The sequence below is a fragment of the Variovorax paradoxus genome (genome assembly GCF_009498455.1).
Taxonomy (GTDB): Bacteria; Pseudomonadota; Gammaproteobacteria; order Burkholderiales; family Burkholderiaceae_C; genus Variovorax; species Variovorax paradoxus_H.
In genome coordinates this window covers 5,488,219-5,509,258 of sequence record NZ_CP045644.1, presented here as the reverse complement: position 1 = coordinate 5,509,258, position 21,040 = coordinate 5,488,219, and the positions used below count along the sequence as shown (strand labels likewise).

The 21,040-nt window shown below is 62.7% G+C and carries 17 protein-coding genes; 14 read left to right on the top strand and 3 right to left on the bottom strand.

The features are described from left to right. Positions 1–156: 156 nt before the first annotated feature. Both xseA and GFK26_RS34370 read left to right on the top strand, forming a co-directional pair. Positions 157–1,485: an exodeoxyribonuclease VII large subunit gene (gene xseA / locus GFK26_RS25385; RefSeq protein ID WP_228121781.1), complete on the top strand. Its 1,329-nt coding sequence runs from the start codon at positions 157–159 to the stop codon at positions 1,483–1,485. A gap of 39 nt (positions 1,486–1,524) precedes the next feature. After that, positions 1,525–2,106, top strand: coding sequence for a superoxide dismutase (locus GFK26_RS34370; RefSeq protein ID WP_228121780.1), 582 nt, complete (start codon positions 1,525–1,527; stop codon positions 2,104–2,106). Between the two features lie 67 nt (positions 2,107–2,173). Here the strand turns inward: GFK26_RS34370 and GFK26_RS25380 are convergent, their stop codons facing one another. The 3 genes from GFK26_RS25380 to GFK26_RS25370 form a co-directional block, all read right to left on the bottom strand. Further along, positions 2,174–2,644: a DUF192 domain-containing protein gene (locus GFK26_RS25380; RefSeq protein ID WP_101493050.1), complete on the bottom strand. Its 471-nt coding sequence runs from the start codon at positions 2,642–2,644 to the stop codon at positions 2,174–2,176. Between the two features lie 91 nt (positions 2,645–2,735). Then, complete coding sequence (locus GFK26_RS25375; RefSeq protein WP_153286104.1) at positions 2,736–2,924, bottom strand: hypothetical protein; 189 nt, start codon at positions 2,922–2,924, stop codon at positions 2,736–2,738. Between the two features lie 152 nt (positions 2,925–3,076). Then, positions 3,077–3,415, bottom strand: a complete 339-nt coding sequence (locus GFK26_RS25370) for a cell envelope biogenesis protein TolA (RefSeq protein WP_153284408.1) — start codon at positions 3,413–3,415, stop codon at positions 3,077–3,079. A 219-nt stretch (positions 3,416–3,634) separates the two neighbouring features. On the opposite strand from GFK26_RS25370, the gene icd reads away from it, so the two are divergent. From icd to tagF, 12 genes are all read left to right on the top strand, one after another. Further along, a complete protein-coding gene (gene icd, locus GFK26_RS25365; RefSeq protein WP_153284407.1) occupies positions 3,635–4,894 on the top strand; it encodes an NADP-dependent isocitrate dehydrogenase in 1,260 nt (419 codons plus the stop codon). Between the two features lie 360 nt (positions 4,895–5,254). Beyond that, positions 5,255–7,960, top strand: a complete 2,706-nt coding sequence (tssH, locus tag GFK26_RS25360; protein WP_153284406.1) for a type VI secretion system ATPase TssH — start codon at positions 5,255–5,257, stop codon at positions 7,958–7,960. A gap of 96 nt (positions 7,961–8,056) precedes the next feature. Further along, positions 8,057–8,602, top strand: a complete 546-nt coding sequence (gene tssB / locus GFK26_RS25355; RefSeq protein ID WP_153284405.1) for a type VI secretion system contractile sheath small subunit — start codon at positions 8,057–8,059, stop codon at positions 8,600–8,602. A 34-nt stretch (positions 8,603–8,636) separates the two neighbouring features. Beyond that, positions 8,637–10,127, top strand: a complete 1,491-nt coding sequence (gene tssC / locus GFK26_RS25350; RefSeq protein ID WP_153284404.1) for a type VI secretion system contractile sheath large subunit — start codon at positions 8,637–8,639, stop codon at positions 10,125–10,127. A 125-nt stretch (positions 10,128–10,252) separates the two neighbouring features. Then, positions 10,253–10,738 (top strand): Hcp family type VI secretion system effector, encoded by a 486-nt coding sequence (locus GFK26_RS25345; protein WP_062471480.1) that lies wholly within the window; start codon positions 10,253–10,255, stop codon positions 10,736–10,738. Between the two features lie 176 nt (positions 10,739–10,914). Then, positions 10,915–11,442, top strand: a complete 528-nt coding sequence (gene tssJ, locus GFK26_RS25340) for a type VI secretion system lipoprotein TssJ (protein WP_153284403.1) — start codon at positions 10,915–10,917, stop codon at positions 11,440–11,442. A 35-nt stretch (positions 11,443–11,477) separates the two neighbouring features. Beyond that, positions 11,478–12,833, top strand: a complete 1,356-nt coding sequence (gene tssK, locus GFK26_RS25335; RefSeq protein WP_153284402.1) for a type VI secretion system baseplate subunit TssK — start codon at positions 11,478–11,480, stop codon at positions 12,831–12,833. Continuing rightward, positions 12,830–14,092, top strand: coding sequence for a sterol desaturase family protein (locus GFK26_RS25330; protein WP_153284401.1), 1,263 nt, complete (start codon positions 12,830–12,832; stop codon positions 14,090–14,092). The genes tssK and GFK26_RS25330 overlap by 4 nt, the downstream gene beginning before the upstream one ends. A 12-nt stretch (positions 14,093–14,104) precedes the next feature. After that, complete coding sequence (locus tag GFK26_RS25325; RefSeq protein ID WP_153284400.1) at positions 14,105–14,761, top strand: hypothetical protein; 657 nt, start codon at positions 14,105–14,107, stop codon at positions 14,759–14,761. Between the two features lie 53 nt (positions 14,762–14,814). Next, positions 14,815–16,167, top strand: coding sequence for a type VI secretion system protein TssL, long form (gene tssL, locus GFK26_RS25320; RefSeq protein WP_153284399.1), 1,353 nt, complete (start codon positions 14,815–14,817; stop codon positions 16,165–16,167). A 24-nt stretch (positions 16,168–16,191) separates the two neighbouring features. Further along, entirely contained in the window at positions 16,192–20,259 is a 4,068-nt protein-coding gene (gene tssM / locus GFK26_RS25315) for a type VI secretion system membrane subunit TssM (protein WP_153284398.1), read from the top strand. Between the two features lie 3 nt (positions 20,260–20,262). Then, positions 20,263–21,003: a type VI secretion system-associated protein TagF gene (gene tagF / locus GFK26_RS25310; protein WP_153284397.1), complete on the top strand. Its 741-nt coding sequence runs from the start codon at positions 20,263–20,265 to the stop codon at positions 21,001–21,003. Positions 21,004–21,040: the final 37 nt, after the last annotated feature.

Genomic DNA, 21,040 nt, shown 5'->3' with positions numbered 1-21,040 from the left:
GGCTTTCCGTTAGATCGATTGAATTTTGAGCAGCACTTTTTTCAATGAAATCAACAGCTTGCACGAGAACTCGTGCATCTGTTCCACCATACCCCTCCAAAGTGGGGGGCGCAGCGCCCGTTGTGGAAGAGTGGCGCTCGACGGCGGAGGGGCGCGATGAGCTTCAGGGAGCCGAATGCAGCGCCCGGGCCGCGTGTGTGGGCCGTGGGCGCGCTGTGCCGCGCGGTGGCCGACGCGCTCGACGCGCGCTTCAACCCTGTCTCCGTGCGCGGGGAAATCTCGGGTTTCTCGCGCGCATCGAGCGGTCATTGCTACTTCTCGCTCAAGGACGAGTCCGGCCAGTTGCGCTGCGCGATGTTCCGCCGCGCGGCGAGCCTGCTCGACTTCACGCCGCGTGATGGCGATCAGGTCGAGGTGCGCGGCCGGCTGGCGGTGTACGAACCGCGTGGCGATCTGCAACTGGTGGTCGAGAGCCTGCGGCGCGCGGGGCAGGGCGCGCTGTTCGAGCAGTTCCTGCAGCGCAAGGCGCGCCTCGAAGCCGAAGGCCTGTTTGATCCGGCGCGCAAGCGGGCGCTGCCGTCGATGCCGCGTGCCGTGGGCGTCGTCACTTCGCTGGGCGCTGCGGCACTGCATGACGTCGTGACCGCGTTGCGGCGGCGCGTGCCCCACATCCCCGTGGTGCTGGCGCCAGCGACGGTGCAGGGCGTCAACGCACCGGCCGAGCTGGTGCGCGCCTTGCAGTCGCTCTACACGCTGGAGCCGGCTGTCGACGTGATCCTGCTGGTGCGCGGTGGCGGCTCGATCGAGGACCTCTGGGCCTTCAACGACGAAACCCTGGCGCGCACCATCGTGCAGAGTCCCGTGCCGGTGATCAGCGGCGTGGGACACGAAACCGATTTCACGATCGCCGACTTCTGCGCCGACCTGCGCGCGCCCACGCCCACGGCCGCCGCGGAACTCGTCAGCGCGCCGCGCGACCTGTGGCTCGGTGCGCTCGATCTGCTCGACGAACGGCTCGGTGACGCGCTTGGCGCACGCTTGGACGTACTGGGGCAGCGACTCGATCAAGCGGCGGGGCGTCTTGGCCGGCCCTCGAATCTGGTGGCTCGCCAGCAGCTTCGCCTCGCCCACCATGCACAGCGCCTGCACTTCGCGGTGCTGTCGCGACGTGAGCGCCTGGCGCAGGTGCCGGGATCGATCGCCGCCGACTTCCCTTCGAAATTCGACCGCGCGCTGGTGCAGCGGCGCGAGCGCCTGGAGCGCGTGGCGCTGCGCTTGCGGCTGCTCGATCCGGCGCTGGTTCTGCAGCGCGGCTACGCCTGGCTCAGCGATGGCTCCGGCCGCGCGGTCATCAGCGCGAAAAAGCTGCATGCTGGCGATGCGGTCGTCGCTCGGCTCGCGGATGGCGAGGTCGGCCTGACCGTGACGCATGGAGGGAGCAACAACGGGAACACGTCCGACGCGCCCTCGAAAATTACTTCCTAGAATCCTTCATTCCCCACAACCAACCCACGAGAAAAAACCATGGAACATGTGCTCCCACCCCTGCCGTACGCCATCGACGCGCTGGCCCCCGAGTACTCGAAGGAAACGCTCGAGTACCACCACGGCAAGCACCACAATGCCTACGTGGTGAACCTGAACAACCTGCAAAAGGGCACCGAGTTCGAAGCGATGACGCTCGAAGAGATCATCAAGAAGTCCAGCGGCGGCATCTACAACAACGCCGCGCAGATCTGGAACCACACCTTCTTCTGGAACTGCATGAAGCCGCAAGGCGGCGGCGCACCGACGGGCGCGCTGGCCCAGGCCATCGATGCCAAGTGGGGCAGCTACGACGCCTTCAAGGAAGCCTTCGTGAAGTCGGCCGTGGGCAACTTCGGTTCGGGCTGGACCTGGCTCGTGAAGAAGGCCGACGGCTCGGTGGACATCGTGAACACCGGCGCCGCCGGCACGCCGCTGACCACCGCCGACACCGCCCTGCTGACGGTGGACGTGTGGGAGCACGCGTACTACATCGACTACCGCAACATGCGCCCGAAGTTCGTCGAAACCTTCCTGGCCAAGCTGGCCAACTGGGACTTCGCGGCCAAGAACTTCGGCTGAAGCCGGCGCTCTCGCCATGAAAAAGCCGACCTGCGGGTCGGCTTTTTTACGGGCGCTGAGTCCAGAGTTAGCGCTTGGCTGTGGAGAACAGCTCGCCGCCGAGCTTGGCCCCCTTCTTGATGTTCTTCTTGGCGAACCAGCCTTGGTTCATTTCGAGCACGTAGCGCACCGGTTCTTCGGAGCAATGCGAGTTCTCGGTCATCGGCTGCATGTCGACCAGGTTGACGATGCGGCCATCGTCGGCCACGAAGGCGGCGGTCAGTGGCAACAGCGTGTTGCGCATCCAGAAGCACTGTGTGGCCGGCTGATCGAACACGAAGATCATGCCTTCGGCCTGCGGCATCGTCTTGCGAAACATCAGGCCGATCTCGCGTTCACGGGGCGATTGCGCCACCTGTGCGTCGATCTTGTAGAGGCCGACCGACAACTGCGTGCGTGCCAGATCGGTTTGGGGTTGCGGTTGGATTTGCTGCTGCGCGTGGGCCGGCGCCAGGAAGGACGCGGACACCAGAAGCAGCGCGGCAAGACGCTGGAACATCGGATGACTCTTTCGGGGCCGCCATACACAGGGTCGGCCCGTGACCAATAAAAATGCCCGCTGAAGCGGGCATTGCCGGGAGCTTGAAAGCTTACACCTTCTTGGCGGCGGCCGCGTGGGCCTTGGAGACGTGACGCACCTTGTGCTTCTTGACCGTGTGCTTGGCCTTCGCCTTGTGGACGGCGGGGGCGGCCGGAGCGGCAACTGCGGGGGCGGCGGCTTGCGCAAATGCACCGGCTGCGAAGAGGCCGACGACCAGGGCTGCGATCAGCTTGTTCATGAGAAATCCTTTGAGATTGTTGATATGGATCACCTCCCTGCGGAAGGCTTCCATTCAACGGACCTCAAGAGCCCCGGTTGACAGTGGTCGAGCAAAACTGCAAACGAAAAAAAGCGCTCCTAAGAGCGCTTTTCTTGAGGGGACCGACCAGCTTACTTGGCGCCGGCCATGTCGGGCGTGCCGCCCTGGGTGGCCTTGCGCTTCACGCTGCCGTCCTTGTTGCGACGACGATCGTCGCGGGTCTTGGCGCGCTTTTCGCCAGCAACGCCAGCCTTGTCAGCGCCGAATGCGCCGCCTTCGGGCGTCTTGGCTGTGTCGCCAGCAGCGGGAGCCACTTGGCCAGCGGGCTTGGCTTCCTTCTTGGCTTCAGCGCGAGCTTGCGGCTTGCTGTTGGTCGCGTTGCCTTGTTCGGGCGTGGTACCGGCCGGGTTTTGGGCGTACGCGCCAGCGGCGAACAGGCCAGCGATCATGACTGCGAGAAGTTTGCTCATTGATGATTCCTCTATCGAGAATTGGTTGGAAACGCCTCCCGGCGAGCAGAAGGTCAGCCAGTAACGGGCGCTATCGCCCTACGGTTGACAATTGTCCGCTGATGGGTTGCGTCTAAAATGTACAGCGATTTGTTAGCGCGCTGTACAGCGATTCTCCTCGCTGTCTGAATTCGCAGACAGTCGTTCGAATTACGTCATTTCCCGGAGTCAAGCCCCCTCATGTCCAGCTATCAGCACATCAAAGTCCCGACCGAAGGCCAGAAGATCACGGTCAACGCCGACAATTCGCTCAATGTGCCCGATCAGCCGATCATCCCGTTCATCGAGGGCGATGGCACGGGGCTGGACATCACGCCGGTGATGCTCAAGGTGGTGGACGCCGCAGTGGCCAAGGCCTACAGCGGCAAGAAGAAGATCCACTGGATGGAAGTCTACGCAGGCGAGAAGTCGACCAAGGTCTACGGCCCCGACGTCTGGCTCCCCGAGGAAACCCTGCATGCTGTGCGCGACTATGTGGTCTCCATCAAGGGTCCGCTGACCACGCCCGTGGGCGGCGGCATCCGCTCGCTGAACGTGGCGCTGCGCCAGGAACTCGACCTGTACGTCTGCCTGCGACCCATCCAGTACTTCGAGGGCGTGCCCAGCCCGGTGCGCGAGCCGCACAAGACCAACATGGTCATCTTCCGCGAGAACTCGGAAGACATCTACGCCGGCATCGAATTCGAGGCCGAAAGCGACAAGGCCAAGAAGCTCATCAAGTTCCTGCAGGACGAGATGGGCGTCAAGAAGATCCGCTTCCCGGACACCTCGGGCATCGGCGTCAAGCCGGTCTCGCGCGAAGGCACCGAGCGCCTCGTGCGCAAGGCCTTCCAGTACGCGATCGACAACGACAAGCCCAGCGTGACTCTGGTCCACAAGGGCAACATCATGAAGTTCACCGAAGGTGGCTTCCGTGACTGGGGCTACAACCTGGCCGCCAAGGAATTCGGCGCCGAGTTGATCGACGGCGGTCCGTGGATGAAGTTCAAGAACCCGAGGACGGGCAAGGAGATCACGGTCAAGGACAGCATCGCCGACGCGTTCCTGCAGCAGATCCTGTTGCGCCCCGCCGAGTACAGCGTGATCGCGACACTGAACCTGAATGGTGACTACGTGTCCGACGCACTGGCCGCACAGGTCGGTGGCATCGGCATCGCTCCGGGCGCGAACCTGAGCGACACCGTCGCCATGTTCGAAGCCACCCACGGCACGGCCCCCAAATACGCCGGCAAGGACTATGTGAACCCGGGTTCCGAAATCCTGTCCGCAGAGATGATGCTGCGCCACATGGGCTGGACCGAAGCGGCTGACCTGATCATCAGCTCGATGAAAAAGTCGATCGCCAGCAAGAAGGTCACCTATGACTTCGCGCGCCTCATGGATGGCGCAACGCAAGTGAGCTGCTCTGGTTTTGGCCAGGTCATGATCGACAACATGTGATTGCAACCGCGGACGTTGCGACACGTCAGAAGCCTCTCAAGCCCTCGAGTTTCCGAAAGGACTCGAGGGTTTTTTCTTGCCTGCGGCGGTTTCGATATCGTTGTCGAATGACCTCCTTTGTCTTCTGAACGTAAGGAGCGGCGGGCAAACATCACAGATCAATAGGCGGCCTCTTGCGTTTAACTATTGGTAGAAACTGTGCTGCGATTTGCCCTGCAACGAGCCGCCAGAATCGCGCCCATTCCAAGAAGCATAGGGGCGCGAAGTGGGGAAAAAGAACGCAGAAATCTGCTCGACGACATCGGGCGTTGCAGATGAATCGATCGAACAAGGCGTGTACACCGCACGACAGATCGCGCAATGACGATCTCTCGGCGAGCGCTGTTCGGCAAGCTCAATCTCACCTTGTTTCGCGGCATCGAATCTGCCACTGCATTTGCCAAGCTGCGCGGTAATCCGTACGTTGAACTGACGCACTGGATTCATCAGCTCTGGCAGCTCAACGACAGCGATCTGCACCGCATCTGCCGGTACTACCAGATCGACGCGCAGGTCATCGAGAAAGACTTTGCATCGGCGTTGTCCAGCCTGCCATCTGGCGCAACGTCGCTGACAGATTTTTCCAGCCACATCGAAGCAGCCATCGAGCGCGCGTGGGTGCTCTCGAGCCTCGAGTTCGGCGCGCATTGCGTGCGTGGTGCCTGGCTGCTTGCTGCGCTGCTACAAACGCCGGAGCTGCGGCGCGTACTTCTTGGCATCTCATCTGCGTTCCAGCGAATCCCTGCGGATCAGCTGACGGAAGCCGTCAGCGCGATCGTGGCCGGTTCCCCCGAAGGGAAGGAAGGACCGCATGACGGCTCGGGGCTTCCGTCTGCGCTGCCAGGCGAGGCCAGCGCCGCGTTCGCCGATGCGGCGTCGGATGGCAAGTCGGCGTTGCGTCGCTACTGTACGGACCTGACCGAGCGCGCTTCTCAAGGGCAGATCGACCCCGTCATCGGGCGCGGGCACGAGATCCGCACGATGGTGGACATCCTGCTTCGCCGTCGCCAGAACAATCCCTTGCTCACGGGCGATGCGGGCGTTGGCAAGACAGCGGTTGTCGAAGGCTTGGCACTGGCCATCGCCCAAGGCGAAGTTCCTCCTGGCCTGAAGAACTGCCGGCTCTGGAGTCTCGACGTCGGTGCGCTTCTGGCCGGCGCGAGCATGCGGGGGGAATTCGAGTCGCGCCTCAAGGCCTTGTTGGAAGAGGCGAGCAAGTCGGCGCAGCCCGTCATCCTCTTCATCGACGAAGTGCACACGCTGGTCGGCGCGGGCGGGCAATCGGGAACTGGCGACGCAGCCAACCTGCTCAAGCCGGCGCTTGCGCGGGGAACCTTGCGCACCATCGGCGCCACCACCTGGAGCGAGTACAAGCGCCACATCGAAAAGGACCCCGCGCTGACGCGGCGCTTTCAGACGCTGCAGGTGGCAGAGCCCGATGAGATTTCCGCGATCGAGATGGTTCGCGGCCTCGTCGCCACATTTGCCGAGCATCACGGCGTGCTTGTGCTCGACGAAGCCGTGCGTGCCGCAGTGACGCTGTCACATCGCTACATTCCTGCACGCCAGCTGCCCGACAAGGCGATCAGTCTGCTGGACACCGCTTGCGCGCGCGTCGCCATGTCACTCCATGCGCCTCCGCCCGAAGTCGATCAATGGCGGCATCGCATCACAGCGCTTCAAGCCGAGCTTGAACTGCTTGGCCAAGAAGGTGTTGTCGTCCAAGGCAGGCACGAAAGAGTGTTGCGCCTCGACATCGCCCAGTCAGAACTCAACGCAGCGCAGCACGCGTTGTCCCAGCATGAGGCGCGGTGGCAGGACGAGCTTGTCTTGGTTCGCACGATCCATGGATTGAGAACAAAGAAGAGGGAGGAGGCGGAAGAGGTGAGCTGCGCCGAGGGCAATGCACCCTCGGCGCAGTTGGCGGCCCTCGAGCTTGAACTTGCCGCGCATCAGAAAGACACGCCGCTGATATTCCCTCAGGTCGACGAAGCGGTGGTTGCTGGCATCGTGGCCGACTGGACCGGGATTCCGGTGGGGCGAATGGTCACCGACGAGGTTGCTGCAGTCGTCGCGCTTCAATCCCGCCTGGAAGCGCGCGTGATCGGCCAGGGGCCCGCACTTGCAGCGATCGCGGAGCGCATGCAGACGGCGCGGGCGCGCCTCACAGATCCGAACAAGCCCGTCGGCGTGTTCCTGCTGGTCGGCCCCTCGGGCGTGGGCAAGACGGAAACCGCATTGGCGCTGGCCGAGGCCATGTATGGCGGGGAGCAGAACCTCATCACCATCAACATGAGCGAGTTCCAGGAGTCGCACACGGTCTCGACCTTGAAGGGGGCGCCCCCGGGGTATGTCGGCTATGGCGAGGGCGGCGTGCTCACAGAGGTCGTGCGTCGAAAGCCCTACAGCACGATCCTTCTCGACGAGGTGGAAAAAGCCCATCCCGATGTGCACGAAATCTTTTACCAGGTGTTCGACAAAGGGTGGATGGAGGACGGCGAGGGACGGCGCATCGACTTCAGGAACACCACGATCCTGTTGACGAGCAACGCCGGTGCGGAACTCATTGCCGCGCTGTGTAACGACCCTTTGTTGATGCCGGACGTCGAAGCCTTGCGCGCGGCGCTCCAGCCGTCGCTGCGAACGGTCTTCCCCGCCGCCTTCCTGGGCCGATTATCGGTGGTGCCTTACCTTCCTTTGGCCACGAGCGCACTGCACGACATCGTGAGCTTGCATCTGGATCGCGTGGCCGAGCGCATGCGTATGCAGCATGACATTGCACTGGACTACACACCCGCGCTGCTGGCCGAAATTGCGGGCTACGGCGGCGCCCATGAAACGGGGGCTCGACGCTTGATCGGCTTCATTGAACAACGTCTTCTGCCGGTTCTTTCCCGGCAGTGGCTGGATGCAGTTCAAGCGCGGCGAAAGATCCGGCGCATGACTGCCGACATGAAACCGAGCGACAGCAGCAATCCGGCGTTGCAAGGAGGGGGTGCCATCGTCTGTCACACCGAGTTCGCCTGAGACCCGCGAATGGCCTCGTTGGCCCTAGAGACGCATCACCGTGTTGAAACGGCGTGATGCCAGGTTCTTGTTTGCTTTTTTCACCAGGGAGTTTTCATGGCTACCATTAACAACAGCAGTCAGAAGTTCATTGCCCGCAACAGGGCTCCGCGCGTGCAGATCGAGTACGACGTGGAAATCTACGGGTCCGAGAAGAAGATCGAACTGCCCTTCGTGATGGGCGTCCTGTCTGATCTGTCCGGCAAGCCGACGCAGGCCTTGCCTCCGGTGTCCGAGCGAAAGTTCCTCGACATCGACATCGACAACTTCGACGAGCGCATGAAGGCGATCCAGCCCCGCGTGGCTTTCGCTGTGCCCAACACGCTGACGGGTGAAGGCCAACTCATGGTCGACATCACGTTCGAGAGCATCGAAGACTTCTCCCCGGCGGCTGTCGCACGAAAGGTGGAGCCACTCAGCAAGCTCCTCGAGGCACGCACGCAACTGGCCAACCTGCAGACCTACATGGACGGCAAGGCGGGGGCCGAAAACCTCGTCAACAAGCTGCTTCAAGACCCCTCGTTGATGAAGTCGCTGGCGAAGTCCGCCAAGACCCACACCGACGTCCAAGAAGGCGCGCCTGCGTCCGATTCCGCCGCATGACCTTCAGATCAAGGAACTTCAGATGACCACACTCATGGACAACGTGCTCGAGGCACCCGACGCGGCGCGCTACACAGATCCCACCGATTTCTCAGCCTTGCTCGACAAGGAGTTCAAGCCCAAGACCGACGAGGCGCGAGACGCCGTCGAGGCGGCTGTCCGGACGCTGGCGGAGCAGGCGCTCGTCAACGCCGCGACGATGACCGACGACGCGTACAGCAGCATCGAAGCGATCATTGCCGAGATCGACCGCAAGCTGTCGGAGCAGATCAACCTTGTGCTCCACAAGGAAGACTTCCAGAAGATCGAGTCGGCTTGGCGAGGCATGCATCACCTGGTCTACAACACCGAGACGGACGAGAAGCTCAAGATCCGTTTCATGGACGTCTCCAAGGACGAAGTCCGTCGCACGCTGCGTCGCCACAAGGGCATTGCATGGGACCAGAGCCCGATCTTCAAGCGCATCTATGAAGAGGAGTACGGTCAACTCGGTGGCGAGCCCTACGGATGCCTGGTTGCCGATTACTACTTTGACCACACCCCCGCCGATGTCGAGCTGCTGGGCGCGATTGCCAAGGTGTCTGCCGCCTCGCATGCGCCGTTCATTGCCGGCTCGGCGCCGTCGCTGCTCGGCATGGAGTCGTGGCAGGAGCTCGCGAACCCGCGAGACCTTGCAAAGATCACGTCCAACCTCGAGCACGCGCCGTGGAATTCGCTGCGCAGCACCGAGGACTCCCGCTACGTCGGCCTGGCCATGCCCCGCTTCCTCGCACGGCTGCCCTATGGCATGAAGACCAATCCCGTCGACGAGTTCGACTTCGAGGAAGAAACCGAGGGCGCAGATCACCGCAACTACGTGTGGAGCAACGCGGCCTATGCCATGGCCGTCAACATCAATCGCAGTTTCAAGCTTTACGGCTGGTGCACGATGATCCGCGGCGTGGAGTCAGGCGGCACTGTCGAAAACCTGCCATGCCACACCTTCCCGACCGACGACGGCGGCTTCGACATGAAGTGCCCGACCGAGATCGCGATCTCCGACCGCCGCGAAGCCGAGCTTGCGAAGGCCGGCCTGATCCCTCTGGTGCACCGGAAGAACACCGACCATGCCGCTTTCATCGGTGCCCAGTCGCTCCAGAAACCGCAGGAGTACATGGACCCGGATGCGACCGCCAACGCCAATCTGTCGGCACGGCTGCCTTACCTTTTCGCCAGCACGCGATTCGCTCACTACCTGAAGTGCATCGTGCGCGACAAGATCGGTTCCTTCAAGGAGCGCGACGAAATGCAGCGCTGGTTGAACGAATGGATCATGCATTACGTCGATGCTGATCCTGCGAATTCGTCCCAGGAAACCAAAGCCCGGCGGCCCCTTGCAGCGGCCGAGGTCGTAGTGGAAGACGTCGAGGGCAACCCCGGCTACTACAGCGCCAAGTTCTTCCTGCGTCCGCACTTTCAGCTTGAAGGTCTGACCGTTTCTCTGCGCCTGGTCGCCAAGCTGCCGTCGCTCAAAGAAGCGGCCTGACCAGCAACTGCCCAGCAAATTGTTCGAGGAAGTGGCGCACAGACGCCACGGCATCAAGGACGCGCCACCAAGAGCGCTCATGCATCCGTTATTTACCGACAAATTCAAACACAGGGAGTTTTTTCATGTCACAAGACATTTTTCTGAAGATCAACGGCATCGAAGGCGAATCGCAGGATTCGGACCACAAGAACGAGATCGAGGTTCTGGCCTTCAACTGGAAAGCCTTCCAGGAATCCACCATGCATGCCGGTTCTGGCGGCGGCGCGGGCAAGGCGACGGTCGAAGATCTGGAGTTCGACCACTACATCGATCGTTCGAGTCCCAACCTCATGAAGTATTGCCTCACCGGCAAGCACGTGCAGGAGGCCAAGCTCACGGTCCGCAAGGCTGGCGGTAACCCGCTCGAGTACCTGAAGTTCACATTCTCCGACGTGATCATCACCTCGATCCAGCCCTTCGGTTCGAACTCGGACGAGATGCGTGTCAAGGAGCGCGTGCGCCTTTCCTTCTCCAAGATCAAACAAGAGTACTCCGTGCAGAACGCGCAAGGCGGCAGCGGCGGTGCTGTCACCGCAGGCTACGACATCAAGGGCAACAAGGAATCCTGAAGCCTTCGCTTCGCTCCGGACCCGTCCGGGGCTTTTCGACTTCGGTTCGCGCAAGGGGGTTGAGGAGGCGCGAACCGAAGTCGGTTCTTTTTGAGTTCCTTTTTCAGTTTGATTCCCACATGAATCTCTCCATGCCATGGCTCTACCGAAGCGTCGTCTCACGATGCAGGTCGCCCATGCGGCCACTGCGTTTCGCATTTCTGTGCCTGTGGGGCTTTGCAGTGGCCGCTGTGTGGGTGGTGCCTTCTCTGGCGCACGCGCAGTTCTCGCATCCGAGAGAGCAGACCAAGCTCGACATCACGGTCACCGCAGAAGCAGGTGTCAATCCCGATGACAAGGGCAGGGCAGCGCCCATCCTGGTTCGCATCTACGAATTGAAGTCCGAAGCAAGCTTCGAAGCTGCCGACTATTTTTCACTGAACAGCAGCGACAAGACGGTGATGGGTGCCGACTTGCTGGTGCGCGACGAGTTCATCTTGCGACCCGGTGAGGTCAAGAAGATCCGACGCATGTCGCACCCCGAGCTCGCAGCGATCGGTGTTATCGCTGGCTATCGGGAGCTTGCGCAAACCGAATGGCGTGTGGTGCAGAAATTTGATCCCGCGCCCGAAGCGGCGTGGTATCGCGCAGTTCTCCCCGCCAACAAGGTCAAGCTGGAGATCGCCTTGCAAGGCAAGGGCATCCAACTGACTCCCATCAAGTAGCAAGTTCGCAGCCCGAAAGCACAACGATCGAATTCATGAGTTGGTACAACAAAGTCGCCTGGAGCGAAGGGCTCTTTCTGCGTCCGCAGCTGTTTCAACAGCAGGAACGCTATCTCGAACACCTCGCGCACAAGCGGGCCGCGTCATTGACTCCCTTCTATTGGGGATTCAATCACTACAGCATCGATGCGGAGTCACTCTCGTTGGGCAAGCTGGTGCTGGCCAGCGCGGCCGGCATTTTTTCCGACGGTACGCCCTTCGATGCACCGGGCCAGACGCTGCCGCCCGCGCCGCTCACGATCTTGCCGGAGCACCTGGAGCAGGTCATTCACCTGGCCGTGCCGATCCGGACACCCAACGGCGAAGAAACGACGTTCGACGACACCCGCATTTCCGCGTCGTCGCTGGCGCGATTTTCCGTGTTCGATGCGGAGCTGCGCGATGCCAACTCCATCGGACAAGGCTCGAAGACCGTGCAACTGTCCCGTCTTCGCCTGCGCCTTTTGCCCCAGCGCGAACTGACCGACGCCTGGATCGGCCTGCCGCTCGCGAAGGTGACGGTGCTCCGTTCGGATGGAAGCATCGCCGTCGACCCGAACTTGATCCCTCCCGTCGCTGGCTATGGGGCAAGCCCCTTGCTGGCAGACTGGGTCACCAATCTGCACGGACTGTGCAAGCTGCGTGCGCAATCGCTGGCGGCGCGATTGAGTGGCAACGACGGAAAATCCAGTGAAGCCGCCGAAGTGTCCGACTTCCTTCTGCTTCAGATCCTCAATCGCTACGAGCCCATGCTCGAGCATTGGCTTCGGGTCCGGGAAACCTCTCCGGAGACGCTCTATACCGCATTGCGCACGTTGAGCGGGGAGTTGGCGACCTTCGTGCGGGGAACCACGCGTCGTCCGCAAGCACATCCCGCTTACCAACACATCGACCCATACCTCTCGTTCAAGGAGCTGATCGCCGACGTGCAGGCCCTCCTGAACGACGTGCTGGTGCGAAGTGCACAGAGCATCCCCTTGGCCTCAAGGCCCAACGGCGTGCGCGTCGCGAGCGTCGAGCCTGCCGAGCTGCAAGGTTTCTCCAGTTTGGTGTTTGCGGTCGCGGCACACACACCTCCAGAGCAGTTGGCAAGTCAGTTCCCCGCTCGCTGCAAGGTCGGGCCCAGCGACCGGTTGACCGAACTCATCCGGTCTCATCTGCCAGGTATCCCGCTGCAGACCTTGCCCGTTCCTCCGCGTCAGATTCCTTTCAATGCGGGTTTTGTCTACTTCCAGATCGACCCTCGCGGCCCGTTATGGGAGCACATGGTCAAGCACGGGGGCCTTGCGCTTCACGTCGCAGGCGAGTTTCCGGGGCTGCGCATGGAGCTTTGGGGCGTGAGAGAGAAATGAGCTCGCCGCGTTTCTTCCACCTCCTGTACGAGGGTGCCGTCCACGAAATTCGCAAGGGAGCCGAACTCGCGCTGTCGCATGGGCCTTTGCGACCAAGCAAGGGGATGGTCAGTGGAATGATCGCGCTGGTGCTGGCCAACTTCAGCATGCTGGGCGTCTTGTTGTTCCAGTTCCCCGATTTTCTCAGCACGCCCAAGGTGCGTGAGTACCTGAGCTTCGACATGATGCGGACCGTGCTGCTGACTGCGATGGTGTTGTGTGGTGTGTTGGCGCTGTTCAACATCGCCTTCGGGCGTGTTCGACGTTTGTCTGCGTGGGCGCTGTTTTGGCTGGCGGCGGCCGTCATGGGATCGAAGGTCGGCGTCAGCGCAACCGGCAACGGCTGGCTTCCGGTCGCCGGACAGCTCGCTGTCGTTCCCTACCTTGGAATCGACTGGCTGATCTTTGACTTGTTGGCCACGACCTTGCTTTTCACCACGATTGAAAAACTGAGGCCTTTGAAGCCGGAGATGCCGGTATTCAGGAGGGACTGGCAGATCGACTTCATGTACTTCGTCACCGGCCACTTGCTCATCGGCGTGACACTGTTTTTGGTCTATGCCATTTTGTACGGTGTGAGCGGTGCGCTTGCCGATCTCAGCCCCGCGGCACAGGGTTCGTTGCGCGGATGGGTTCGGCAGCTTCCATTTGGCTGTGCGCTGCTCTTGCTTCTGCTGATCACCGATTTCGGTCGGTACTGGCTGCATCGCTTCTATCACGAGACAGCCATTGGATGGCGACTGCACTCGATCCACCACAGTGCCGAGCACATGGACTGGATCTCGGGAAGCCGAACCCATGGCGTGGAAACAGTGCTCTCGACGGTGGTGATCCTGGCTCCTGCATTTCTACTGGGGTTTTCTCAGAACGTGATCAACGTCTATGTCTTGATCGCAGGTGTGCAGGCGGTGTTCAACCACACCAATGCATCGGTGCGGCTCGGGCCTCTGCGTTACCTCATCGTGACGCCGAACTTCCACCATTGGCATCACAGCCGAGACGCGGAAGGACTGGACCGATGCTATGCCGCGCATTTTGCGTTCTGGGACCATCTGTTCGGTACCGCAGTCAAAGCCGACAAGAACAAGATATGGCCGGATGGCTACGGCGTGGTCGGCGACTACGTACCGCGCGGGTTCTGGGCCCAGCAGCTGCATCCGATCCGCTGGTCGGGGCGCTGGATCGATGCGCACGGCGTCGAGCACCGAGAGAACCGTTGATCGAAGATGTACATGACCACACCCATCACCAGTCTCCAGAAAGCGTACATCCGCTTGCTGGATGGCAGTTCGGCCGCGATGACCATCGCCAGCGCCCACATGGGGCCAGGCGCGTTCGTCGGCGTGCCTTGGCAGAACCTCACTTTTGTGGATTGCGACTTCGCGGGCGACGGAAACATCAAGCTGGCATCGATGTCAGGTTGCAATTTCATCGATTGTCGGTTCCTGGCACCTCATCACGACTTCGGCGTGATGACCGACGTGCGCTTTACCCGATGCAGATCGGTCGGTCGTTCGATCGTCGGCGGAGGTGATGGAAGCACAGGCGTTCTGTTTCAGGATTGCGGCTTTGAAGGCGGCGGTTCGGCGCCCGCGGCGCATGAGGGCATCGGGTGCATGGGGGAGGTCACCTTTCGCCATTGCACGGGACGCGGCGAAGTGCTGGTGGCCGGAACCCGCCTCACCATCGACAACTGCCAGTTCAGCGATATGACCTTCGCTATCGGCCGCCAGCGCAAGCGCGGGACACCACTGGCGGCCACGGTCCTGATCGACAACTCGCAGGGCACGGGCGTGTGGCGCATGGTCGATTGCCGCATGAAGACCAGCCACATCCAGAACAGCAGTTTCGAGCAGATCGTCAACGACAGCTCCGAGTGCGAGGCCTGAACAGGCCTTCGTTCTTTCATCGGGCCTGGCCCGTTCATTTTTCCAACGCTCCAATGCTCTACAAAGAAGAACTCAACGAGGCGCCTGCGGGAGGCGATGGACCGGAGCCTCGCGACGGATTCGGCGATGGCGAACTGTTCGGCGGCTCGGCCGACCTTGCGCCTCTGGTGTCCGAGTCCTCGACGCGGGAGCGTCTGACCGCTGTCGCAGCAGCACAGAATCCCTTGTTGGAGGCGGCTCAGCCCTTGCTGCGGGCGCTGGCCGACATGCCCGAGACGCTCGAAAGCGACGGTGTGGCGGTGTTTCACCAACTGCTCGAGCGCGAGGTGGCAGTCTTTCAATCCATTTGTACGAGCGCGCAGGTCCGGCACGAGCACGTGGTGGCCGCGAGCTATGCCCTGTGCACTGCACTTGACGAAGCAGCCAACAGCACGTCATGGGGTGGCGGGCAGGGCGCGGAAGCCGGCGTTTGGGCTGGCCAGCAGCTGGCCGCGAAATTTCACGGCGATACCAAAGGCGGCGATAAGTTTTTTCTTCTGGTCGGCCGCCTGGCCGCCAGTCCGCAGGAGCACGTAGACCTGCTCGAAGTGCTTTACCAAATTCTTGGCCTGGGTTTCGAAGGGCGCTTCAGCACCGCAACGAACGGGCGCCGGCAGCTCGAAACGGTCCGGCATCGCTTGTTCTCCCTGCTGGGCAATGCGCGTGGCGACGTACCGCGCGACTTGTCTCCGCACTGGAAGGGCGTGGGAGCGGGCAAGTTTCGCTTGTTGCGCAGCGTGCCGGTGTGGGTGACGGGCTCGGTGCTGACGCTGATCCTGTTCGGCCTCTTCGCTTGGTACAAGTACCAGCTGTTGCAGTCGAGCACCGACCTGCAGCAGCGCATTGCCGCCATCGGCCGGCTGCGTCCCCCGCCGGCGCCGCCAGTCAAGCCGTTGCGCTTGAAGGAGTTGCTGGCGAGCGAGATCGAGCGAGAGACGGTCAGTGTGGACGAAGACGAACGCCGCAGCATCGTCACCTTCAAGGGCGACGAAATGTTCGTGCCCGGCCAAGCGCGTCTCAGTGTCCGGATTCTTCCCGTATTGGCGAAGGTGGCCGACGAGATCAATCTGGTCTCCGGCACGGTCCTGATCACCGGCCATTCGGACAACCAGCCGATTCGCACACGAGAGTTTCCCGACAACCAGATCCTGAGCGAGAAGCGCGCTGCGGCGGTGGCCGAAGTGCTGACCGGCAAGGGCGTGGTGCCATCGCGCATCCAGACCGAAGGGCGGGGCGCCACAGTTCCCATCGCCGACAGCGCGACCGCTGCGGGACGCGCCCGCAACCGGCGCGTCGACATCATGGTCACGCAGGGCACTGGCGCCAGTGCGGGTACGGTGAAACCGCCCGCTGTCGCCACCCGCTAGTCGCAAGGCAGGAATCGATCACTCATGCAATACCTCAAACAATTCCTGGCATTCTTGTTTTCCCGACAGATGCTGGCCTTCCTCGCGGTGGTGCTGCTGGCCCTCGCGATCTGGTTCATCGGCCCGCTGCTCGCCGTGGATGGACTTCGCCCGTTCGCCTCGGCCGGGGTGCGCGTGACCATCATCGTGATGCTGCTAGTACTTGGCCTTCTCTGGATGGTGTCGGGTCCGTACAGCCTGCTGGGAGTGGCAGCGCTCTGTCTGCTCGTGTGGCATGCAGGACCCTTGTTGGCAATCGGGGCCGCGAAGCCGCTGGCGCCGCTGTGGGTGCGCACGATGGTCATCTGCGCCATCCTCGTGCTGTACGCCGTGTATTGGCTCTACCGGCTCTGGCAGGCCTTGCGCAACAACGACGATCTGCTCGCGAAGTTCCTGCGCTTTGGGCAGGATGCCGACAAGGACGACAGCGCGAAGGAAGAGCTCAAGACAGTCACTGCCACGGTCACCCGCGCCCTGGCGCAGCTCAAGGGTTTGCGTGCGCGCGGCGGGTTTCGCCAGATCCTCGAAGGCAAACGCTACCTCTACGAGTTGCCGTGGTACATGATCGTCGGCAGTCCGGGAGCGGGCAAGACCACGGCCCTGCTGAATGCTGGCCTGCAGTTTCCTTTGGCTCGGCAGATGGGGCATGCATCCAGGAGCATGGTGCTCAAGTCGGAGGGCGGCACGCTGAACAGCGACTGGTGGTTCTCTAACGAGGCCGTGTTGATCGATACGGCCGGCCGCTACACCACGCAGGAAAGCAACCCGGTCTCGGACCCCATCGAGTGGCGGGGATTCCTGGGGCTGTTGCGCAAGCACCGAACGCGCGCGCCGCTCAATGGCGTCATCGTCGCCCTCAACGCGGCCGAGTTGCTCACGATGTCCGAGATGGAACGTGCTGAGCATGCAAGCATGGTGCGTGACCGATTGGCCGACCTGCGGCAGGAGCTTGGCATCCGCTTCCCGGTCTACGTGATCGTGACGAAGATCGATCTGCTGCGGGGCTTCAGCGAGTACTTCCAGTCGCTCACCAGCGAAGGCCGTACCCAGACCTGGGGCTTCACGTTGCCGTTCCACGGCATCCAGAGTTCGCGTGCCGCGCTGCGCGATCGCGAGCCGCTGCGCGCACAGGTCGAAGCGGAGCTGGCACTGCTCAAGGAGCGTCTGGCGGCGGGCTTGCGCGCCAGGTTGAACGAAGAGTTCGATATCGACCGCAGAAAGCGGCTGTTCGCATTGCCTCAGGAACTGGCCGGCATGTCGGCGCTGCTGGTCCCGATGCTCGACGAGATATTCCTGGCCTCGCGTTTCGATGGAACCCAGGTGCATGACACGCTGCGTGGCGTCTATTTCACGAGTGGTGCGCAGGCTGACCTGGAGGTGCCCGCCGATCCCGGCACGCTGTTCCAGCGCCTGCAACGCAGTCTGGGCTTGGGAGGCGGCAGGGCATCCGCGTCCGATGACGAGGCGCGAGCCAGCCAGCCGCGCAGAACGGCATCGCCCATGCGGGGCCAGCAAGGTTTCTTTCTGCAGGACCTGCTGACCAAGGTGATCATCCCGGAGGCGCATCTGGTGCGACCGAACTTGCGCTGGGAGTTTCGCTTTCGACTGCTGCGCCTCACGGGACACCTGCTGGCCGTGGTGGTCTTTCTGTGGCTCGCCGGCGCGTTGGCCTTGAGCTTCGGCAACAACCGCCAGTACCTGAGCGCGGTGGGCCAGCGCGCCGAAGCGCTCACCGTGCAGGTGCGCCAGCTGTTCGCCGAGTTCAAGCCTGCGGGCGTTCCCGATGTGCTCAATGGAGCGCGGGAGTTGCCGGGCTATTCGGGCCTGGACATCGACAACCCGCCCGGCAGCTTTCTGTACGGCCTCTACACGGTGCCCCCGGTGCTGGACACGGCCAGTGACACCTACGCCCAACTGCAGGACCACACCTTGCTCCCTGCCGTCCTGCAACGGATGGAGAGCGTGCTCAAGCAAAGCGTGAGTGATGGCGATGCCAAGACTGCCTATGAGGTCTTGCGTGTCTACAAGCTGTTGCACGACAAGGACCGCTACATGCAAGGCGGCGCGCAGGACGTTCGCAACTGGGTGCTGAAAGACTGGGAAAAGGCCGACAGTGCCGCCGCCTTTGGTGGCCGTGCGTCAATGGTGGGACATGTCACGGCGCTGTTCTCCGGGGTTCGACCGGTGCAGTCGGCGTCGCTACCCAACGACGCGCTGGTGCGCGCGGTGCAAGATTTCCTGAACAGCAACACCTCGAGTCAACGCGTTTATGAGCGGGCCAAGGCCGCCATGCTGCCCGAGGCGCCACAAGAATTCACGTTGGTGCGCGCGGTGGGGCCTCAAGCTGGCACCGTATTTTCGCGTGCCGGTGGCTTGCCTCTGGAAAAAGGCGTGGCGGGCCTTTTTACCTATGACGGCTACCACGAGGTCTTCAACAAGCGCCTGCCAGAGTTCGTCGCCCGGGCCCTCGACGACGACGCATGGGTCATGGGGCGCAGCGGGCGGGAAGGCGCTGCCTCGGTGGGGCAAAGCAAAACGCCAGCGCTGCTGGACGAGGCGGCCCGCAAGCTGCGAAATGACCCTCTGCTTGACGACATCAGGCGCCAGTACCTGATGGAGTATGCCCAGCATTGGGAGTCTTTCCTCGAATCGATTCGCACGGTGAGTGGCAGCGACACCACGGGAACGAGCCTGGGATTCGACCTGAGCGTGCTGCGGCAGTTCGCCGCGCCAGACTCGCCGCTCGCGCGGTTGGCGCGCGCGGCTGCGCGAGAAACCACCTTGTCCCGCCCGCTGGTGGTTCGCACGCAGGAGGAAAAGGGATTTCTCGACAAGGCGACCGACGAACTGAACAAACAGACCAACGCCATCGGCAGGAACCTCGGGATTCGGGCCGAGGAGCGGCTCGAAAAGCAGATCGTCGACAACCGCTTTGCCGCACTGCGCGAGGTGGTCACGGGTGAGGCGGACATCGGAGCGGCCAGCGCCGGTGCCACCGGGGCCAAGCCAGGACTGGAGAACATCTCGGGCCTGCTGAACGAGTTCTACACCTTGCTGGTCGTGGCCGACACGGCGCTGACCGCCGGGAGCTTGCCCCCCGGTGGCGCCGAAGTCGGTGCGCGCTTGAAGCTGGAGGCCGGCAAGTTGCCGGCGCCTTTTCGCGAGGTGCTGACGGCGCTGGCCGCCAGCGGCGGCGACAAGGTGATGCTGGGCTCCACCGGCATCCTGCGCAACCAGGCGCAAATGCAGCTCGATCGCATCATGGGACTGATGGCCATGCAAGTCAGCGAGCCCTGCAAGCGCGGGGTAGAAGGGCGCTACCCGCTGGCGGCCGTGACGCAGGACGCATCCATCGAAGACTTCTCGCTGGTGTTTGCCGTCGGCGGTGCCGCGGATGAGTTCTTCAACAAGCACCTCGCGCCTTATGTGGACATGAGCGTGCGGCCCTGGCGCTACAAGGACCCGAACGTAGCGAATGCCATGGTCGGTATCGACACGGCGGCTGCCAACGGCACCGGATTGAAACCGGCCACTTCGGGCCCCACGTTGCTGGGCGAACTGCTCAAGCTGCTGGCCCTGAATGGGCCCAACCTCGATGCCTTCTACCGCGCACAGCAGATTCGCGACCTGTTCTTCCGCGATGCGGGTGGCAAGAAACTGGCCTGGAAGATCGATCTGCGCGTGCTCGAACTCGAACCCAGCATCACCGAGCTGGTCATCGACATCGACGGGCAAGGACAGCGCTACGTCCATGGGCCGGTGCAGGCCTTTGCCGTCAACTGGCCAGGGCCGCGGGGCGGGGCGATGGCAGAGCTCACGGCCAACCCGCGCATTTCGAATCCGACCTCGACCTTGCTGGCCCATGGTCCATGGGCCTTGTTTCGCCTCTTGGAGAAAGGCCGCATCGTGAACACGGCCACGCCCGGCCGATTGAGCGTCGAATATGTCTTCGACGGCCGCAAGGCGTTGATCGATGTCAGTTCGGGCAGTCAGCCCAACCCCCTCGGTAGTGATGTGCTCAAGGGCTTTCGTTGCCCTGGACGAGCCGCCTGACCCATGCGGATGTGGAACACGCTGCGTGCCGCGTGGCACGTCACCCCGCCCGCCATCTGGGGAAAACTTCCCGGTCATGCGGATTTCGTTCGCAGCGGTGTGCGCCACGGCGAGGCGGACGCCTGGATGCCCTGGCTGGCCCAGCAGTGTCCCCATGGAGGAAGCGGCGCCAGTGCGCGTGCCGTGGCCATCCCTGTCGCATTCGCGCTACCGCCGGGGACGCTGGCGTTCGCGCGGCGACGTTTCGTACTGGGTGTGATCGCACCGTCCTGTGACAAGGTGGGGCGGCATCACCCCTTGCTCGTCTACCAGCTGGCGCACCCGCGCTGGACGCAGGCACATTTCAGCGCTCAACTGCAGGAGCCGCTGGATTGGCAGTTCTCTCTCGCGCGCGCGGTGGCCCGTCATACGCATGCCCAGGGGCTGGCCGATCTTCGCGCGCTGGAGCGCACGGTGCGGGCGTTGTGGCGCGCGCAGCAGTCGCAGGACGCGCGTGCGGAGCCCGAGGGCAGCCGCGAGCACCGGGGCAAGCAGAATCAGGCGTTGCTCGAACGATGGGCGGGGCCACCCTTGCCGGACGATCCCGCTGCGGCATTGCAGGGCGTTCGCTTCCTGCCATGGACCGACTGGCCAAACCGCCTGCAGGGGCCTCGAGCGGAGATGGCGTTCTGGCAGCAGGACGCCCAGGGCCGATTCATTGGTGCGGCCAACCGGCTGCAAACGCTGTGGGGGGGCGCGCCATGAGTCGCACGGAAACGCAGAGGAACGGCTCTCGGTTGCG